This window comes from bacterium, assembly GCA_035281585.1.
In the GTDB taxonomy this organism is placed as follows: Bacteria; UBA10199; UBA10199; order DSSB01; family DSSB01; genus DATEDP01.
In genome coordinates, this window is sequence record DATEDP010000071.1 from 1 (window position 1) to 18503 (window position 18503).

An 18503-nucleotide genomic window follows, 5' to 3' on the forward strand; every position below is an offset into this window, starting at 1 on the left:
CCATCTTCCGATTTATTAAAGAAAACCGCATTGGCAATGAGGAAGGACCTGTGGTCCTCCTGAAGATTTAAAAATCGAGTTACCGGATTCCCGCCAGCAGAATCGAGAGCAGAGCCGCGAAAAACGAGGCGCCGGCGCCGAGCAGGACCGCGGCGAAGACTGACAAACAAAGGGTCAACCCGGAGCCCCAAGCCGCTTTCGTGATCAGAAGCCGCGCCAAGCGCAGCGCCAAAAAAGCCGAGGCCAGCAAGATTCCCAAATGCAAGATCAGCCAAAGGCCGATTGCCACCATCCCTTGTTTTTCCGGAACGCCGTTGAGGGCAACGAGTAGGCCGAAGAGATAGAGTAGACCGGTCAGCATCAAGCCAAAGCTGGTCAGGAGCGAAATCCAAAAAGTCAGGCGCTTCGACATGGGACCGCCTCCACTTTCATTCGCACTTCCCCTTTCCCTCAATCCGGCAGTGGTTGAGCCGGAATAGCTCCTTGGAGCCGCCCATATATTGTCGCCGCGCCGGATCCCAAGTCAAAGCGGCTTCGAAGCGCCGCTCGCCGCGCCGGACTTCCTTCCCGCTTTTGGAGCAAAGCTTCTCCTGCCGCACTCTCATCGCCAATTTGGGAAACCCTTCGGCTCCGGCCGAAGCCTCCGGCACCGGCGCCAGGCTTTGGGCGACCCGGCAATCGGAGTCGTAAAGCAAGAAGCTGTAGAGGAAAGGACCATCGTAAACTAGCTCGATCCGCTCGGCGCCGGCCAAAAGGAGATTATAGATCTGGTAGGACTCGCCGGCATTGTGATGGGAATGGCTCGTCCAAAAGAGCAACTCGCCCCGGCCGTTGGAATAGAGGCCGGTTTCGGGCGAAAAGGACACATGCCGGTCTTGGGCGATGCCGACCAGGTCCAACAGCTTGACCGTCGGCTTGGTTTGAAGATAAGCCAGGACTCCGGTGTCCAGGCTCAATAGGAGGATTCGGCCGCGGACGTCGCCGCTGAACTCCAAATAGCTGAAATTCCCCTCCACCGAAACCGGACCCGGATCGGAAAGGTCCATCTGCCCCAAGTATTTCCGGGGGGTCTTGCCGACGACCTGCTTCAGCAGCTCCTGTTGCGAAGGCAGGAGGAGGCCGGACTGGCCCTTAACCGTCTCCGCGGAAACCGGAACCGAAAATAGCGAAATCAAAAAGAAGAATGCCGCCACGGGCCGGAAGTTTTTTATCATCATTTCACCGGACTATGATATTTTGCCTCCCCGATGTCGAATTTTTTCCCTTCGCCCGTCGTAGCGATGAAGCCTCATGCCGAGAAAGGTAAGCCATGAAATACATGCTCCTGATTTACTTCGACGAACAAGCCTTGGCCCCCGAGCAGGAAACGCAAATCATGGCCGATTGCACCCGATTCACCGACCAGCTCAAGGCCCAGGGCCATTTTTTGGCTTCGGACCGGCTCCACCCGACTTCCACCGCCACCAGCGTTAGGACCAAGGAAGGCAAGCGCTTGGTCACCGACGGGCCTTTCGCCGAAACCCGGGAGCAGCTCGGCGGTTATTGCCTGATCGAGGCCAAGGACCTCGACGAGGCCATCGAGATCGCCTCCCAAGTGCCTCCGGGCCGGCTCGGCACCATCGAGGTCCGACCGGTCATGGAAATCAACTATTAAAGGAGCCGTCATGCTGAAGAAAACACTGCTCGGCCTCGCCGTGATCTTGGCCCTCTTCGTCATCATCGTCGCCACCCGCCCCGCCACCTTCCAGGTGACCCGGAGCATCAGCGTCGCGGCGCCGCCCGAGGCGGTCTTCGCCCAAGTGAACGATTTACACCGCTGGGCGGTTTGGAATCCTTGGGGCAAGCTCGACCCCGCGATGAAGGTCGGCTACGAGGGTCCGGCCGCCGGCACCGGAGCCGTCTACAGTTGGGTCGGCAACAGCCAAGTCGGCGAAGGAAAAATGACCATTCTCGAGAGCCGGCCCAACGAGCGGATTCGGATCCAGCTCGATTTCTACAAGCCCATGGCCGGCACCAGCCTGGCCGAATTCACCTTCAAGCCCGAGGGCGAGAAGACCACGGTCAGCTGGAGCGTGAGCGGCAAGAACAACTTCATCGCCAAGGCGATGGGACTTTTCATGAACATGGACAAAATGATCGGCGATCAATTCGACAAAGGCTTGGCCGACTTGAAGTCGATCGCCGAAGGGAGAAACATATGAAATACGTCGACGGATTCGTCTTGGGCGTTCCCAAGAAAAACATCAAAGCCTATGCCCGCATGGCCAAAATCGCCGCCAAAGTGTGGAAGGACCACGGCGCCCTCGATTACAAGGAATGCGTCGGCGACGACCTCAACGTGAAGTTCGGAGTTCCCTTCCCCAAGGCTTTCAAGACCAAGCCCGGCGAAACCGTGGTCTTCGCCTACATCGTTTACAAATCCCGGGCCCATCGAGACAAGGTCAACGCCAAGGTCATGAAAGATCCCCGGCTCGCCGGTTCGATGGATCCCAACAAGATGCCCTTCGATTGCAAGCGGATGGTCTACGGCGGATTCAAGGTCTTGGTTGACGGCTAAAGCCTAGGAGGAAGCGCCGACCTCTTCGAGCCGGCGCTGCAGGTACTGCCGCTCGACTTGGTTTTCGGTCAGGCCCATGGCTTGGCGATAAGCGGCGGCGGCCTCTTCACCGCGTCCGAGCCGGCGCAGCAAATCGGCCCGCGCCGAATGGAACAGGGGATACTTGTCCAAGCGGCCCGAGGCCCCGGCTTCTTCGACCAAGGCCAAGCCTCGCTCCAGCCCCTCGCTCATCGCCACCGCGACCGCTTGGTTCAGGGCAATGATCGGCGAGGGATTGATACGGAAGAGCTGCCCGTAGAGGCCGGCGATTTGCGCCCAATCGGTTTCGGCGGGAGATTTGGCTCGGGCGTGCAAGGAAGCGATGGCGGCCTGCAATTGGTAGGGTCCGGCCCGGCGCTGGGCGAGAGCTTGGTTCAGACAGGACAGGCCCTCCTCAATCGCCTGGCGATCCCAACGCGAGCGGTCTTGCTCCTCCAAAGTCACGAGCTCGCCTCGATCATTGAGCCTTGCTTCGCGCCGCGAATCTTGGAGCAGCATCAAAGCCAGCAAACCCAGATTTTCCGGCTCCTCGGGCAGAAGCTGGCAGAGCAAGCGTCCCAGGCGGATCGACTCGGCGCAAAGATCTTTCCGGATCAAGCTGTCGCCGGCGGTGGCCGTGTAGCCCTCGTTAAAGATAAGGTAGAGGACGGTCTGCACCGCCGCCAAACGCTCCGGCAAAATTTCAAGCGGCGGCACTTGATAAGCGATATTCGCCACCCGGATCTTGTTTTTGGCCCGAACCAAGCGTTGAGCCAAAGTGATCTCGGGGACCAAAAAGGCCCGGGCGATCTCGGCGGTGCTGAGGCCGCCCAAGGTGCGCAGGGTCAAGGCGACCTGAGCGTCGTTGCTCAGCGAAGGATGACAGCAGGTGAAGATCAGGCGCAGGCGGTCGTCGGGATAGTCCAAATTCTCCTCCCAGGGAGATTCCTCGTCGTTTTGGGAGCTCTCGGCTTCATACTTGAGCTCGCCCTGCTTATCGCTGCGGGTCTTTTGCCGGCGGACCGCGTCGATCAGCTTGCGATGGCCGACCCGCGTCAGCCAGGCCCCGGGATTGCGCGGAACGCCTTCCCGGCCCCAAGCGTCGGCCGCCGAGACAAATGCCTCCTGCAAGGACTCCTCGGCCAGGTCGAAGGAACCGGAAAGGCGGATCAAGGTCGCGATGATCCGGCCGTATTCCTCCCGATAAACCCGGTCCAGAGTCTCCTTGGCCTGCGTCAGCATGACGCAGGATTCGCATAGAGCCACCAGGCGGCGCAAGCGCTTTGCGGGCGCCGACGCCCCTCGAGCTTAAGGCTTTCGTCGGAATTTCCGGATCAAGTAGGCGGCCAGACCTCCGGTCGAGGCCGCTCCGGCGGCCACCCAGGCGGCCGTGGCCAAGCAAGCCGGGCACATGGGAACCTCCTTCCACCCTAACGACGGATCGGGACGCTGCAATCGACATTTGGCGCGATATTTGGAATAATTCCCGAATTCCAAGGGGCGATTTGATGAAATACCTTCAACCCACGAGAGGGAGCAGTCCATCGACGGTGCCGGCGGGGGTCCTGCGCGGCCGCCTCTTGCTCTTCTTTTGGATCGGCTTCGTCACCTCCCTGACCGTTTACCTCGTCGACCGCTACGTTTTTCGGCGCCACGGAAACATCGACTGGAGTCCCTTCGCTCCTTACTATGACTTGCAGTTCCTGGCCCACGCGGCTTCCTTCCTGCTCGGCGTCCTCGTCATTCACGCTCGGAATTGGTCGAGCCGCGCCTTGCAGCTCCTCGATTTGGCGGTCGTCACCTTCAACATCCTGATGGTGACGTTCAGCTTCGCGGTTTTCTCGCCCCGTTTGCCCGGGGTTTATCCCTACGCCATGCTGCTTTTCGCCCATGCCGCCTTCGTGCCGGTCCCGGTCTGGGTCCAGATTTGGGCCGGATCGATGGCCATCTTGAGTTTTCCGCTGGGCCAAATCCTGGCCTATCGCTACATTCCGGCCATTCAGCAGATTTGGCAGGCGGCCGGCGGCTTCCAGATTTTTCGCAATGCCGCCATCGCTCAGACCATCGATGTCCTCATCCTCTCGGGCATCTCGATCATGATCACCAAGATCCTCTACAATTTCCGCTTCGATTTGAGCCGGGCCCGCCGTTTGGGGAACTACATCCTCAAGAGCGAGATCGGGCGCGGCGGAATGGGCGTCGTCTTCGAGGCCTCCCATGCTTTCCTGACGCGGCCGACCGCGATCAAGGTCATGGTCCCGAAAGGCGAAAACGCCGGAACGGCCCTGGCCCGCTTCGAAAAGGAGGTGAAGCTCAGCGCCTCGCTCACCCATCCCAACACGATCACGATCTTCGACTACGGCCATTGCGCCGACCGCACCTTCTACTACGCGATGGAGATGCTCGAAGGCCTGGACTTGCAGAAGCTGGTCGAAAAGTTCGGTCCCCTGCCCTCGCCCCGAGTGGCTTACCTCTTGAACCAGGTCTGCGGCTCGCTGATCGAGGCCCACGAGAAGGGAATCATTCACCGCGACATCAAGCCCTCCAATATCTTCGTCACCCAACGCGGGGGCCTTTACGACTTCGTCAAGGTGTTGGACTTCGGCTTGGCCAAGGAATTCCGCAAGCCCGAGGAAGCGGCCCTAACCCAAGCCGGCGCCTTCATGGGAACGCCCCGCTACAGCGCTCCGGAGCTGATCCAGAGCAAAGCCGGGGTCGATGGCCGCACCGATCTCTACATGCTCGGCGCGGTCGGCTACTGGGCCCTCACCGGCCATCCGCCCTTCGCCGACTCCGACAGCGTCGATCTCCTGGTCGACCACGTCAAGACGATCCCCAAGCGGCCCTCCGAGGTCACCGAGCTGGCGATCCTTCCCGAGATGGATGGAATCATCATGAAGTGCTTGGAGAAGAACCCACGCGACCGCTTCCAAAACCCGGCCGACCTGATCGAGGCCCTCAAGGCGCTACCCTTCGCCAAACCTTGGAATCAAGTGGCGGCCAAGGATTGGTGGGCACTCCACCTCTCGCCGGGAGTCATCGCGGTCAAGAAGCCGATCTCCGGCCTCAAGCAATATCAGCCCGTCAAGGAAATCGCCGAGGCTCACGGTTGAAGGAGGCCGGCAAGCCCCTCCTCCTCAGAATCAGCGCCAAGGAGAGCGGCAGGAGGAAATAGAGCGCCGAAGTCGGGGCGCTTTCCACCTTGGCCAAGGCGCAACCGCTGGCCGTGACCGTATTGCCGCCACTGCCGTCATCGTTGCCACCGGAGCCGCCATCGTCGGACTCCGCCGGACAGGCCACCGCCCCGACGCAAATCGGGTCGGCGCAATCGGTCAGCCCGTTGCCGTCGTCATCGATGTTATTGCCGCAGTTCTCCCGGTCGTCGGCCGGCGGAGGCGCCGGCGGGTCCTGGCAGGCCGCGGCGCCGGCGCAATCCGGATCCAGGCAGTCGATCAAGGTGTCGCCGTCGTCGTCGACGTTGTTGGCGCAATTTTCAGTCCCCGGTGAAGCGGTCGGTGTCGGAACCGGCCCGCCGCCGGCCGTGAAGGGCGATTCCAAGGCGCCCATGTCCGGAGCGGTGCCAAGAACCCGGAAACCGCCGTCCAAATCGACCTCGCCGAGGCCCGGGGCAGTGGCCGAGCCTTTGTCGATCAGGGGCGAGGCTGCACTGAGGTTGAAGTTCAGCAGCGAGGCGTTCACGAAGAGCGGATCGACGTTGAGATTCGTCGCCGGCGAAATGTCGCGATGGGGCGTGCAGCCTTGCAGCGGATCGCAAGCCGCGGCGAAATCCGAAAAATCGTTGTTGTTGAATTGGATCGTGGCGCCTTCGGTCCCGGTGCTCGACAAAAGGTCGGAAATATACACATCATTGCAGGAACTGGAGCTGCAATCGGGGCCATCGGCGCTATTGTCCCAAATGATGTTGTTGGAGACTACTTGTTTGGCGACCGCGTCGCCGACGATATACAAGCCGCCGCCGCTCCCATTGACCGCCCGATTGTCGACGATGGTATTGTTGGTGACCGACATTTCGGAGAATACGGAAATAGAGCCCAAGCCACCGCCAAAGCTTTCCATGCCGGAAGGCGCAATCGCGATATTCCTAATCACCAGGTTATTGTCGACGGTGCCAAATCCATAGACGGCGACCACGACCGCTCCAGCGCCGGCACCGGCTTCGTTATCCCGAAAAGTATTCCGGCTGACCTTGACCTCGCCGATGACTGAGACCGCGGCTAAGCCGCCGCCGAGCCCAACCGTTCCGCCGAAAATATCCAGGGCCGAATTGCCAACGAAGGTGTTACCGCCCACCGAAACGTTGCCGTTGACCGAGAAGAGCAAAGCGCCGGCACCGGCCGACTCGGGCGCGGTATTGCCTTCAAAATGGCTGTTCACCAAGATGCCCGAACCCTGATCGAGGCCGTTGAAAGCCAAGCCACCGCCGCCGATGTCATTGGCCGAAGCCGCCGTCGCATCGGTTTGGTTGTTGAAAAATTCGCAATTGTCGACCTTGAGGTCGGCGTCGTTGGTATAGACCGCCAAGCCGCCGCCGGTGGTCGAGTTCCTTCCGTTCTCGAAACGGATTCCGGTGATAGTCAAATCAGCCGAGGCATCGACGGCCGCACCGGTCAAGTCCAAGGAAAGGACCGGGTTGGTACCATTGCCGACCAGCACGGTTTGGGAGGGCCCCGCACCGCTGATATCTACGGAAAGATTGTCGGTTCCAAAAAAAGCGAAACCGTTCGAAGCGTCGTAATTGCCGGCCTCCAGGATGATGCTGTCGGCCTGGCCATTGGCTTCGGAGGCGTCGAGCGCGCTTTGGAAGTTGCATTCGTTGTCGCCGCAATCGTTATCGCCGTTTGGAGTGACGAGGAAAGATGCCGAGTGAACCGGGCCGACCAGGCCCAATGAGAATACAATTGCCCCCAGGCTGAGGAACCGCTTCATGCCCTACCCCCCCTTATTTGATTGGAGTGCTTAAACCGTTTCCTGGCTTCCCAGAAAATCAATGGTAAAGGCAGCCCGACAAGCCGTCAAGCGGCGGGATGGCTCGGCCCGCCAATACAGGCTGGGTGGCGCTTCACCGGCAGCGCCAAGAATTGACGCAACCGGCCTCGGCCGCGCTCCGCTGGGGGCTCGGCGCTGGTTCGGCCTCCCCCACTTGCAAGGCCATGGCTCGGAAGGCACTGGGGGCCAAAGCTTTGTCGCCGGACGCCAGCGGAACCGGCTGGGCGATGGCCTCGACGATCTCGCGAGCCGCCAACTTCGGCTCCCACAAGCGCTCCAGGATCCTCTGCAGGCTGGCCACCGTGAACGCCGCCACGTAGCCGGCATGGCTTCCATAAAGAGCCTTGAACTCGGAAGGGCTCAGGAAGCGTTGCAGGACCAGATCGCCGTCATAGAATCCCGGCCCGCCGGTCGGAACCGCGACGTCCGGCAACAACAAGGGCTGGATCGAACGCCGAAGCGGATTTTCGGCGGCGAAGCTCTTCAGCTCGGCGACCTCGGTCGCGGTGAAATGGTAGGAAGGACTGTAAGGCGGGCGGAAATCGGGCGAAGGCGGCACGCCGGTGTCCTCGAGGATCGAATGGGAAAGCTCGTCGGCGTAGGCCAGGAATTCCTCGAAGGATCCCTCGAAGAAGGGAACCTGGACGTAGTTGGGGCGCTGCACATCGGTGCCGATGGCGTCGGGATTCGAGAATAAGCCGGCGTCGACCCGGCTCACCGGCAAGGGAATGCCGCGCTTCGAGTAAGCCCGCAGGTTCTCGAAAGTCTGCAGCCAGAGCGCCGTATCCCGGGGCAGCTTGGCGATGCCCTGCAAGCCGTAGTCCCAGCCGTCGCTGTAAGGGTTGGCGCCGAAATATTCGACTTGGCCGTTGGAGACCCGCATCCCGCGGCGATCTTCGTTGATCGCCCCCGGATTGGGCAGGATGTCCTCGTACTCGAACCAGAGCCCTCCGCCCTTGCGCGAGCGGCTGTCATAGCCCGCGAAAAGCTGGCCGCGGCCGATATGGGTGGCCTTGGGCAAAGAATAAATACGGATGAAGTCGTTGATCCTCTCTCCCTTGCCCAATGCCGCCAGCTTCCGCCAGACCTCGTTGGCATAACGGTAAGCGGCGCTTTGCGGCAAGGTTCGGTCATACTCGGGCACGAACCAGACGAAAGGCGCCGAGATCGGAAAGTCCGGATTCACGGTGGCCGGATTGCCGAAGGAGTCGATGTAGTCCTGGGAATCGTCCACGCCGGCGTAGGAGACGAAAGCATGGTAACGCAGGCCGGATTCGGGCTGGCCCCAAGTGTTGTAATTGCCGCCGCCGGCCTGCGATCCGCTGCCTTGCGGAACCTGGAAGGCGCCGCCGCGGGTGCTGGAAGCGATTTGGATGGCCGGCATGCCCGAACCCGACCAAGCGACGAAAGCCGCCCAATCGACCGAGCGCTTCATCACTTTCTTCACCAGGTTCTTGGCGAAGACCACGATGTCGGACATTCCTTCGGGATTCCATTTCTGGAGACCGCCGTAAAAGAAGTTGTTGCAGCCGAAGCCGACCGAGAATTCCTCGCCTCCCACCGCGAGAGGCAGGGAATAGCCGTTGTCCAAAGTGGTTTCCTCGCCGGTTTCGCGATTCGCGAGCGCGACCCGGTAATAAGATTTCAGGCCGGCGAACTCCTCGCCGCTCGGCCAAATCTCCTCGAAGAAAATGCCGCTCCCGCTGTAGGGATTGGTGTCGACGATGGGCGGCCCGCTCTCCTGGACCTTCTGCCGGACCGTTCCGCCGGGTGCATAGGAAACCACGGCATAGCCCCTTTCCAGGAGCGTCCCGATGTCGACGGCGTGCCAAAGCAGCGCCGCGGCCGGATAAGTCGTGCCGCCGTCACCGCTGGCGGGCTGGGCTTGGATCAAGCCGCCGTTGAAATCGATCGGAATCTTGAGCCCGAAGAAAGCGCCCGGCTGGCCGGCCCGCGGATGGGAAGCCGGCTGGCCCGGCTCGCAGCAGAGTGCCGGATCGAAAGCGCCGAATTCGGGAGGCTCAATGCATTCGCCTTCGCAAGGCGAGCAAAATTCCTCGTTTCGGTGGTTCACGCCATTCTCGTCGATCGGGCCGATGGCCAGCCGCTGGCCCAGCTCGTCGGTGGCGTACATGCTGAGCTCGCCGCTGATGAACCAATACTTCACGCCGTTGGCCTCGCGCAGGATGGGGATCGGCACCGGCGAGAGACCGCCCGGCTCGCTGGAGATCTTGTTCGGCACGTGGAACTCCACTCCGGTGATCTTGCTCTTGATGTGCAGGGGCCCGCCGTCCACGATCGAATAAAAGGCCTCCGGCTGGGCCGAGGGCGGGACGTCGGTGAAAGCCCCGTCGAGCAAGGATGAATTGTTTTTGGCGAAGGCCGGGCCGCCGCCCAAGGTGAAGAGCGCCAGCGAGAATAAGGCAAGACGAGAGACTGCGTGCCGCATCCGACACCTCCCCAATATGATCGATTTTCCACATACCCCTAAGGCAGGATGGAGATATTATTGGTCGGCGGCGGCGCCTTGTAAAGGCTCGATTGAAAAGATTAAAAGCTTCTCGGCAAATTCCAATGGCGGGAGGCGGCGAGTATCCGCAAACCGAAGCAAGTCAGGCCGCCGAGCAGCGAAGCCCAAAACACCGGCCATTTCATTTTCCAGCCCAGCACGACGACCGCCGCGCCGGCCAGGGCGCCGGTCGCGTAAACCTCCGACCGAAGGACCATCGGCACCTCCACCAACATCATGTCGCGGATCGCTCCGCCGCCGACCGCGGTCACTCCGCCCATCAAAATGGCGATGAAAGGATGGATGCCGTAGTCGAGCGACTTTTGGGCACCGGCGACCGCGAAAGTGGCCAAGCCGACGGCATCCAACACCAGCATGAGATTCGGTGGAATCCCGTCGGCGAGCCGGTGGAGGAAAAAGACGGCGATGCCTCCAACGAAGGCGGTCACCGGGTAGCGCCAATCGCGCAAGGTGGCCGGTGGAACCGCGCCGATCAAGAGGTCGCGAACGATCCCTCCGCCCAGCGCGGTGGCAAAAGCCAAAACCAGCAAGCCGAGCAGATCGAGACCGCCGTGAATCGCGGCCATCCCTCCCTCCAAGGCAAAGATGAGAATGCCGGCGAGGTCCAAGGCGGTTAGAGTCCGGAAAAAACGATGCTTGGCTTCGCTCATCGGAAAATAGCTAACCTACAACCTCAATAATATCAATAACCTACCAATCACCCAAAATCTTCTTCGATTTCGCGCGATTCTTCTTTATAAAGAGAGAGGTTAAAGCACTCCTCCAATAGACCCCGGACAAGCCATGAAACTTCTGCGACGCGTCTTTTCGGTTCTGTGCCTTCTCTGCGGGGGGACCAGCCTTTGGGCCCAAACCGTGGCCCCACCGACCTTCGTTCCAACGGCTTTGAATTTCCCGGCAACCGCCATCGGCGAGACCTCGGTCGCGCTCAGCGTCAGCCTGCAGCCCGGCGAGATCGGAAGCTTCCAAGCCCGGGTCGGCGACGCGGCCCATTTCGAGATCGTCGAGGACAGCTGCACCATCGAGCCCCTTCCCATCGGCCAAAGCTGCAGTTTCTCGGTCGTCTTCAAGCCGGAGCAATTCGGCCATTATGCCTCGGCCCTGGTCTTGATCGACGCCCAAGGCCAATTGATCAATTTCATTCCCCTGGAAGGCTTGGGCATCGACGGCAGCTTCATTCCTTCGACAGCCGATTCGCCGAGCCCGACCCAGGTCCTGCTTTCGGCTCAATCGCTGGATTTCCCCGCCACCGATCTCTACGCCCAAAGCGAGCTGCAGAGCCTGACCCTCACCAACGTCGGGACCTCCGAGCTGCGGGTGAAAACCATCACGTTGGGCGGTGACGATCCCGCGAGCTTCAGCTTGGTCGAAACCTGCTCTTTGCTTCCGATCAAGCCGGGGTCCACTTGCAGTATCGGCGCCCACTTCACGCCGATGGAGAACGGTTCCCTGCAAGGCGCGCTCGCCGTCGCCGGCAACGCCGAAGGCGCGCCGATCGTGATTCGCCTGCAGGGCAACGGCGGCGCGGCCGCGCCGCCGCCGAGCTCCGGCGGCTGCTCGCTTTCGCCGGCCCCGGTCACGCCGCTCGGGACTGTTTATCTAGGCCTGGCGCTTTCCGTGCTTGTGCTCGGCTTCCGGCGCCGCCTAAAATGAGGCATGGCCAATAAAGCTTCCTGGAGCGCCGAATTCCTTCGGGCCATCCCCAAAACCGACCTCCACGTTCACCTCGACGGTTCGCTTCGCCTCGAAACCTTGATCGAGCTGGCCAAGGCCCAGGCGCTGGAGTTGCCATCCTACGAGCCCGCCGGCCTTCGCGAGCTGGTGTTCAAAGAGCATTATGTCGATCTGACCGAGTACCTCCACGGCTTCAAATTCACCTGCGCGGTGCTGCGCGACCCCGAATCCTTGGAACGGGTGGCCTACGAGCTGGCGATCGACTGCTTCGCCGAGGGCGTCCGCTATATCGAGCCGCGCTTCGCCCCCCAGCTCTGCGCCTCGGAGAAGCTGAGCATCGAGGAGGTCGTCCTGGCGGTGGACCGGGGCCTGGCCAAGGCCAAGCGCGAGATCAATGCCCAGCCCAAGATCGCGGCCGGCGAGGAGCCGCCCTTCGACTACGGGATCATCGGCTGCGCGATGCGCAAATTCGGTGCGAGCTTCTCGCCCTACTTCAAGGATTTCGTCGCCTGTCACCGCTACACACCGCCGGCCCAGATCTATCCCATCGCGTCGCAAGAGTTGGTCCGCGCCTTGGTCGGGCTGCGCGACCGCCGCAACGTCCCGCTGGTCGGTTTCGACCTGGCCGGCGAGGAGAAAGGCTGGCCGGCCAACGCCCACCGCAAGGCCTTCGAATTCGCCCATCAGCATTTTCTGATGAAGACCGTTCACGCTGGCGAGGCTTACGGCCCCTCCTCGATCTTTCAGGCCATCACCCAATGCCATGCCGACCGGATCGGACACGGCACCCATCTGTTCGCCAGCGAGCTGGTCGAGCATCTTCCCAGCTCGGAGCGCGAAGCCTACACCCGCGAGCTGGTCCAATACATCGCCAACCGGCGAATCACGATCGAGGTCTGCCCGACGAGCAACCTCCAAACCATTCCGAGCTTGGGCGGGATCGAGAACCATCCCGTCAAGCGGATGCTGGCCGAACGCCTCTCGGTCACGCTCTGCACCGACAATCGCTTGGTCAGCAACACGACCGTGACCGAGGAAATCCGAAAAGTCGTCGAGGCTTTCAACGTCGAAGCCGACGTTCTCCGCGACATCATCGTCTATGGCTTCAAGCGCAGCTTTTCGGCCCACCCTTACGTCGAAAAACGGGCCTACGTCCGGCGGGTCATCGACTATTATGAGAAAGTCGAAGCGCAGTTCAAAAATTGATTAAAGCTTGTTCAGTCGCCTCAATTATCGCCTTTCCGGCCTCCTTCCCAAAAGCAAAAACCCTTGAAAAATATGAGAAACGATCCGGCATGACTCTTGATTAGCTAATCGATGCCGCTCATCGCGACATGGGATAGAGGAGAAGATCTTTTTGACACCGACGCTTCGTCTAGCGCCCCTTTCCGGGCATCGCCCTGCCTCGACGTCTTCCGAATTTTCCGGTGAGAGCCTGCTCAGAAGCTTGCTCTTTCCGGAGCCGCCAGCCGGTGCCGAGCACTTGCGCGCTTTGAGCCGAGAGCGGGACCCGGAGCTGCTCTTCGCCGGCTTATGGCATTGGGCCCGAAACCAAGAACGAAACGGCCATCCCGAATCGGCCCTCCGGGCTTATCGGCTCCTCCAGCAAAACGAAGCAACCCCCTCAGCCTTTCGAGAGCGGGCAAGCGAGCGCCTCGCGGTTTGGAGCGGTGGCGGATCCTTCGGAGCCCAGGCCGAGCATTTCCTGCAGGAAACGGCCGATCATGCGCTTTCTCCACCGGCGCTACTCGCAATGGCCGGAGCCGGCTTGACGTTCCGGGCTTCCCGGCTCTTGTTTCTGCGTTGCCTCGGTGAAGCCGGCCTGCGCGGCGCCGGCCTGAGTGCCGTTGCCGGCGGAGCCGCCTTCAACCTCGAAGCTCTTTCCTTCCCCCTCTTGAATCGCTTGACCCACACCGCCTTCGGCCGGCCGGCCGACTGGAGCCGAAGCGCCGTGGAGCGGGATGTCCTTTCAAGCTATCTCTTCTTGGGGGGGATGCGAGGGGCCGGGATGGCCTCTCGGAAATTGCGGGTGGATCGCTTCACCCGGCAGGCTTCGATCTACGGCGGTGTCGTCGCCGGCACTTATTTGGAAAGCCTGGCCGGACTGAAGCATTTCGACTCCCCCAGCCATCTACTGGCCCACTCGCTGGGAACCTACCTCCAATTTCAGATCGCCGGACGAGCCCTCCATGAAGCTCTGGGCCCGGGTTTCGGTCGAATGGAATCGCGTATGGACCAATGGGCCGCGGCATTGGAGAAACCGTTCTCGAGCCCCTTGCCGATCGGCGTCATGGCAATGGCCGAAGGCCCCACCATCGCGAACATGAGCCAGGGATTGCCGGCGGACTTTTTTCCGGCCCGTCCCTCCTCCACCGGGCTGCGGCTCGCCGAGCCGACGCCGGAGACTCCGGCCCGCTCGAGGGCTGAAATCGCCGCCATCTTGCTCAAGCACCGCGGCAATCACGATGCCGCCGCAGTCGAGCTCGGACTTTCGCCGCAAACCCTGCGGCGCCGGCTCGAGGCCGAAGACGGGTTTTCGGAGTTCAGCGTGTTCAGCGGCCGGCGGATGCTTTTTTACCGGCCGGCCTTGAGTCGGGCCCATTCGGTCTTCGGCGCCGACCTCTATCGTGCTCGGAGCCTCGAGGAATTGGGGCTGAGCCTGCCGGCCAGCCGCTTCCTTTCGCGCTTGGAGATCCAAAGCCTTTGGGACCTTTTGCTCACCCAACGAAACGAATTTCACCAAGCGGCGAGTGCCGAGGAACCGGTCACCGCCATTTCGGCCCATTTGAGGGAAATCGAGCAGAAGTTCGATCGCCGAATAGCCAATGGCCAAAGCACGGTCCTGCCCAACCATCCGCTGGGCGAGGGCGACGTTAAATCGGCGATCGGCCAAATTTTCCGGGATTATCCCATCGAGCATTTGGGGCTGGAGCCGCGGATCGACACGATCCTGGGCGTGGCCGGAATCCATACGGTCGGTGAGCTCATGGCTCGGCCCATCCCTCGCTGGATTCCCCGCGACGGCGTCCCGCCGCAGTCCTCGCCCGGCACCCGCGAGGCTTTGACCGATTCGGTGATTCGCTCCGTCTATGCGCTGATGAACGGCGCTCCCCCCCGGCGCTATCGGCCGCCGGTGCCCGACCGGCCCAGCCTCGAGTTGCCGTTGCCGCTGTTGCCGGAGCGCCCACCGAGGTTGGAAGGCGTCGAGGAAGCTGACTTAATCCGTCGCATGATCGCTTTCGAGGGCCGGCTTGACCGGGTCGCCGAGTCCTTCTCGCGACCGCCGCGGGACCTGCTCGACTTCATCCAAAGGCACGATGCCAACTCCGAGCTGAATATCTATCAAATCTACGGCAAGGGAACGATGCTCTTCTATACGCCGGCCCTGCGCCAAGCGATGTCGCTTTGGGGAGAAAAGGCCCATCGCGGCGATTCGTTGGCCGGACTCGGATTGGATGAAACTCAGCTCTCGCAGCTTCGGGCGATGGGGGTGGAATCGCTGCGCGACGTTTTCCTGCTCACTGACCGCGATTTCGAAAAAACCTTCGGCAGCCTCGGGGCCCGCGAAGCGATGGCCGGCCTCGATCCGAACTTCCAAAGCTTCCTCAATCGTGAGGGCCTCGACCGGCACCATCTCGTCTTCCGTCCCGGTTTAATCAAGGATGCGATAGGCCAGACCTACGCTCGCAAACCGCTGGCCGCGCTGGACCTTCCGCCAATCACCCGGAAGCTTCTCGAGGACCGGGGCCTGAGCACCATCGGCGCCTTGATGGCTCGCCCGATTCCGGATTGGATTCGACAATCTCAATTCGAAGGGTCACCCGATGCCGGTTACCGGAAGGCCGAGCAGCTCGACCGGGTGATCCGGAGCACCTACGCCTTGCTCTTGGCAGATTATCGGCCGATGCAGTAGGACGGCACCCAGCTTTTGGCGATCATTTCCGGAGTGACCTGGCTGTAGTCGAAGGCCAAGCCTTCCCGGACCATGCTGGGGATGTTGAAAAGGTACTTGGCCTCGGGGATGTCGCGGAAGAACATCGTGATCATCGGCCGGACCATGAGCTTGGAAGCTTGAATCCCGAGCGGGCCGATGAAATTCCGGCGTTGGCCGATATGGGCCAGCTCGTCGGTCATGATCTCGTGGAGCAATTCGCGAACCCGAGTTTTGGCCTCGGGCTCGTCGGCGAAGACCGAATCCAAGAGCCGATCCACCGCCAGGTAGAAGGACATGCCCATCAGCTCGCTGACGAAGGCCGGCGGGCTCATCACCATCTCCGGGAATTTCGAGAACATCCGGTAGGTCTTCTGGGTGAGCTTGGGGAAAGGCACCCACTCCACCTCATCCAATTGGAAGGTCCGGAACATCTCATGGAAAAGCCGGACGTGGCAGAACTCCTCGCAGAGATGATAGCGGCTGATCTTTTCGGTGACGGTCTTGGACTCGCCGAAGGTCGGGATGGTTTCCCAGGCTTCGGAAATGCCGGCCCATTCGTGGCGGGCGAATTTGTAGATGCAGGTCAGCAGCAGGGTCTTCCGGTCGAGCATCGCCGGCTGGTCCCGCCACTCCACGAAATTGCGGTAAAACAGATCGGCGTCGGGCAGCGGCTTCCGGGAACGGACCTTTTGGGTGTGGAAGGAAGCCAGCTTGGCTTTCTTCTTGGCGAGGTCCTTTTCGGACTCGAGGATCGGACCGTCATGGTCTTGGGTGTAGGCCCAATAGGATTCGAAATTCTCCGCACGTTCCTTGGCATTGCTGGGCGCAAAGATGGAGCGATATTTCATGCTGTGCCGAGCCCCTATATCCCGGCTAACGCTTGAACTTCTTGTATTTGATGCGGTGGATTTTCTCGGCCTCGGGACCGAGCCGCCGCTTCTTGTCTTCTTCGTAATCCGAGAAATTCCCCTCGAACCATACTACCTGACTCTCACCCTCGAAGGCTAGTACATGGGTCGCGATCCGGTCGAGAAACCAGCGGTCGTGGCTGATGATGACCGCGCAGCCGACGAAATTTTCCATCGCCACCTCCAGCGCCCGAAGGGTGTTGACGTCGAGGTCGTTGGTCGGCTCGTCGAGCAGCAGGACGTTGCCGGCGTCTTTCAAGGTGAGAGCCAAATGGACCCGGTTGCGCTCGCCGCCGGAGAGGACGCTGATCGGCTTTTGCTGGTCGGTGCCCGAGAAATTGAATCGGGCCAAGTAGGCGCGGGCATTGACCTCGCGGTTGCCGAGCTTTAAGGTTTCGAGGCCGCCCGAAACCACGTCGTAGACCGTCTTCTTGTCATCGGTGGCCGAGAAGCGGTTCTGATCGACGTAACCCAGCTTGACCGTCTCGCCGATCTTGAAGCTGCCGCCGTCGGGCTTTTCCACGCCCATGATCATCTTAAAAAGCGTCGTTTTACCGGCGCCGTTGGGGCCGATCACGCCGACGATCCCGCCCTGGGGCAGCTTGAAATTGAGATTCTCGAACAAAAGATTGTCGCCGTAGGCCTTGCTGACGCCCTGGGCCTCGACGACCAGCTCGCCGAGCCGCGGGCCCGGCGGGATGTAGATCTCGATGTCGTCTTGCCGCTTCTCGTTCTCTTGGGCCAGCAAGTTTTCGTATTGGGTGATGCGGGCCTTGCTTTTGGCGCGGCGGGCACCGGGGGTCTGGCGGATCCATTCCAACTCCCGCTCCAGGGTCTTGAGCCGCTTGTCGTCGGCTTTCTCTTCCTGGGCCAGGCGCCGCTCCTTCTGCTCGAGCCAGGAGGAGTAATTGCCTTTCCAGGGAATTCCGTAGCCCCGGTCCAATTCCAAAATCCAGCCGGCCACGTTGTCCAAGAAATAGCGGTCGTGGGTGACGGCGATGACGGTGCCCTTGTAGGCCTGAAGCTGGCGCTCGAGGAAATAGACCGATTCGGCGTCAAGATGGTTGGTCGGTTCGTCCAGCAACAGGACGTCGGGCTCGCTCAGCAAGAGGCGAGTCAGGGCCACCCGCCGTTTCTCGCCGCCGGAAAGGTTGGCGATCTTGGCGTCGGCCGGCGGGCAGCGAAAGGAGTCCATCGCCAGCTCGAGCTTGCTGTCGAGCTCCCAGGCGCCGGCGGCCTCGATCTTTTCCTGGACCTCGGCTTGGCGCTCGATGAGCTTCTGCATCTCGTCGTCCGACATCGGATTGGCGAAGCTGTTGTTGATCTCCTCGTACTCCTTGAGGAGCTTGACGATGTCGCCGCAGCCCTCCTCCACCACCTCCCGAACGGTCTTCTCGGGGTCGAGCCGGGGTTCCTGCTCGAGGAGGCCGACGGTGTAGCCCTTGGAGAAAGTCACCTCGCCCTGGTATTCCTTGTCGACGCCGGCGATGATCCGCAGCAGGCTGCTCTTCCCCGCCCCGTTGAGTCCCAGTACGCCTATCTTGGCGCCGTAATAAAATGACAGCGAAATGTCCTTCAGGACCTGCTTTTTGGGTGGATGGACCCGGCTGACCCGGACCATCGAAAAGATGATTTTCTCGGCTTCGTTCGACATAAAAACCTTTGGCTCTGGATTTGGGAGGGGTGGATTAGCCGGTTATCGGCGGAAGATCAAGCAACGTTAGGACCATGATTGTCGTTATGCCAAATCGTTCTTGTTTGCCCCGGGCTCCCCTCCCTATCTTGGGCAGAGATGCAAAATGGATTATGCCCCGCCCCCTAGACAAGCCTCCAATCCATGATTATCTTTACCAGGCCAAACCCGCAAAAAAAGCC

At 61.1% G+C, this 18503-nt stretch carries 15 protein-coding genes; 7 read left to right on the top strand and 8 right to left on the bottom strand.

What is annotated here, in order from left to right:
- Positions 1–79 precede the first annotated feature (79 nt).
- Both VJR29_05595 and VJR29_05600 read right to left on the bottom strand, forming a co-directional pair.
- Positions 80–412 (bottom strand): hypothetical protein, encoded by a 333-nt coding sequence (locus tag VJR29_05595; GenBank protein ID HKY62877.1) that lies wholly within the window; start codon positions 410–412, stop codon positions 80–82.
- 16 nt (positions 413–428) lie between these two features.
- Positions 429–1193 carry a hypothetical protein gene (locus tag VJR29_05600; GenBank protein HKY62878.1) on the bottom strand — a complete coding sequence of 255 codons (765 nt, stop codon included), beginning with the start codon at positions 1191–1193 and terminating at the stop codon, positions 429–431.
- A 116-nt stretch (positions 1194–1309) separates the two neighbouring features.
- Here VJR29_05600 and VJR29_05605 point away from each other — a divergent pair, with 116 nt between their 5' ends.
- From VJR29_05605 to VJR29_05615, 3 genes are read left to right on the top strand one after another with little or no spacing between them, the layout of a single operon-like run.
- Positions 1310–1654 (top strand): YciI family protein, encoded by a 345-nt coding sequence (locus tag VJR29_05605; protein ID HKY62879.1) that lies wholly within the window; start codon positions 1310–1312, stop codon positions 1652–1654.
- A 10-nt stretch (positions 1655–1664) separates the two neighbouring features.
- Positions 1665–2201: an SRPBCC family protein gene (locus VJR29_05610; GenBank protein HKY62880.1), complete on the top strand. Its 537-nt coding sequence runs from the start codon at positions 1665–1667 to the stop codon at positions 2199–2201.
- Positions 2198–2557 (top strand): DUF1428 domain-containing protein, encoded by a 360-nt coding sequence (locus tag VJR29_05615; protein ID HKY62881.1) that lies wholly within the window; start codon positions 2198–2200, stop codon positions 2555–2557. The genes VJR29_05610 and VJR29_05615 overlap by 4 nt, the downstream gene beginning before the upstream one ends.
- A 3-nt stretch (positions 2558–2560) precedes the next feature.
- On the opposite strand, the gene VJR29_05620 is transcribed toward VJR29_05615, so the two are convergent.
- A complete protein-coding gene (locus tag VJR29_05620; GenBank protein ID HKY62882.1) occupies positions 2561–3841 on the bottom strand; it encodes an RNA polymerase sigma factor in 1281 nt (426 codons plus the stop codon).
- Between the two features lie 242 nt (positions 3842–4083).
- Between VJR29_05620 and VJR29_05625 the strand changes: the two genes are divergently transcribed.
- Complete coding sequence (locus VJR29_05625; GenBank protein HKY62883.1) at positions 4084–5688, top strand: serine/threonine-protein kinase; 1605 nt, start codon at positions 4084–4086, stop codon at positions 5686–5688.
- Here VJR29_05625 and VJR29_05630 read toward each other — a convergent pair.
- From VJR29_05630 to VJR29_05640, 3 genes are all read right to left on the bottom strand, one after another.
- A complete protein-coding gene (locus tag VJR29_05630) occupies positions 5660–7522 on the bottom strand; it encodes a right-handed parallel beta-helix repeat-containing protein (GenBank protein HKY62884.1) in 1863 nt (620 codons plus the stop codon). The genes VJR29_05625 and VJR29_05630 overlap by 29 nt on opposite strands.
- 133 nt (positions 7523–7655) lie before the next feature.
- Positions 7656–10031 (bottom strand): hypothetical protein, encoded by a 2376-nt coding sequence (locus VJR29_05635; GenBank protein ID HKY62885.1) that lies wholly within the window; start codon positions 10029–10031, stop codon positions 7656–7658.
- Between the two features lie 101 nt (positions 10032–10132).
- Complete coding sequence (locus VJR29_05640) at positions 10133–10762, bottom strand: trimeric intracellular cation channel family protein (protein HKY62886.1); 630 nt, start codon at positions 10760–10762, stop codon at positions 10133–10135.
- A gap of 133 nt (positions 10763–10895) precedes the next feature.
- Here VJR29_05640 and VJR29_05645 point away from each other — a divergent pair, with 133 nt between their 5' ends.
- The 3 genes from VJR29_05645 (at position 10896) to VJR29_05655 (ending at position 15699) form a co-directional block, all read left to right on the top strand.
- A complete protein-coding gene (locus VJR29_05645; protein HKY62887.1) occupies positions 10896–11765 on the top strand; it encodes a choice-of-anchor D domain-containing protein in 870 nt (289 codons plus the stop codon).
- A gap of 3 nt (positions 11766–11768) precedes the next feature.
- Entirely contained in the window at positions 11769–12992 is a 1224-nt protein-coding gene (locus VJR29_05650) for an adenosine deaminase family protein (GenBank protein HKY62888.1), read from the top strand.
- Positions 12993–13233: 241 nt separating this feature from the next.
- Positions 13234–15699, top strand: coding sequence for a helix-turn-helix domain-containing protein (locus VJR29_05655; GenBank protein ID HKY62889.1), 2466 nt, complete (start codon positions 13234–13236; stop codon positions 15697–15699).
- On the opposite strand, the gene VJR29_05660 is transcribed toward VJR29_05655, so the two are convergent.
- On the bottom strand, positions 15681–16568 hold the full coding sequence (locus tag VJR29_05660) for a hypothetical protein (GenBank protein HKY62890.1): 888 nt from the start codon (positions 16566–16568) through the stop codon (positions 15681–15683). The genes VJR29_05655 and VJR29_05660 overlap by 19 nt on opposite strands.
- Positions 16569–16593: 25 nt before the next feature.
- The gene (ettA, locus tag VJR29_05665) at positions 16594–18282 is read right to left on the bottom strand and encodes an energy-dependent translational throttle protein EttA (protein ID HKY62891.1); all 1689 of its coding nucleotides are present in this window, start codon (positions 18280–18282) and stop codon (positions 16594–16596) included.
- Positions 18283–18503 lie beyond the last annotated feature (221 nt).

What these genes read in the sequence shown, in the direction of transcription:
- VJR29_05595 (HKY62877.1), bottom strand. Translation starts at nt 412, where the DNA reads ATGTCGAAGCGCCTGACTTTTTGGATTTCGCTCCTGACCAGCTTTGGC.
- VJR29_05605 (HKY62879.1), top strand. Translation starts at nt 1,310, where the DNA reads ATGAAATACATGCTCCTGATTTACTTCGACGAACAAGCCTTGGCCCCC.
- VJR29_05610 (HKY62880.1), top strand. Translation starts at nt 1,665, where the DNA reads ATGCTGAAGAAAACACTGCTCGGCCTCGCCGTGATCTTGGCCCTCTTC.
- VJR29_05615 (HKY62881.1), top strand. Translation starts at nt 2,198, where the DNA reads ATGAAATACGTCGACGGATTCGTCTTGGGCGTTCCCAAGAAAAACATC.
- VJR29_05625 (HKY62883.1), top strand. Translation starts at nt 4,084, where the DNA reads ATGAAATACCTTCAACCCACGAGAGGGAGCAGTCCATCGACGGTGCCG.
- VJR29_05630 (HKY62884.1), bottom strand. Translation starts at nt 7,522, where the DNA reads ATGAAGCGGTTCCTCAGCCTGGGGGCAATTGTATTCTCATTGGGCCTG.
- VJR29_05635 (HKY62885.1), bottom strand. Translation starts at nt 10,031, where the DNA reads ATGCGGCACGCAGTCTCTCGTCTTGCCTTATTCTCGCTGGCGCTCTTC.
- VJR29_05640 (HKY62886.1), bottom strand. Translation starts at nt 10,762, where the DNA reads ATGAGCGAAGCCAAGCATCGTTTTTTCCGGACTCTAACCGCCTTGGAC.
- VJR29_05645 (HKY62887.1), top strand. Translation starts at nt 10,896, where the DNA reads ATGAAACTTCTGCGACGCGTCTTTTCGGTTCTGTGCCTTCTCTGCGGG.
- VJR29_05650 (HKY62888.1), top strand. Translation starts at nt 11,769, where the DNA reads ATGGCCAATAAAGCTTCCTGGAGCGCCGAATTCCTTCGGGCCATCCCC.
- VJR29_05660 (HKY62890.1), bottom strand. Translation starts at nt 16,568, where the DNA reads ATGAAATATCGCTCCATCTTTGCGCCCAGCAATGCCAAGGAACGTGCG.
- ettA (HKY62891.1), bottom strand. Translation starts at nt 18,282, where the DNA reads ATGTCGAACGAAGCCGAGAAAATCATCTTTTCGATGGTCCGGGTCAGC.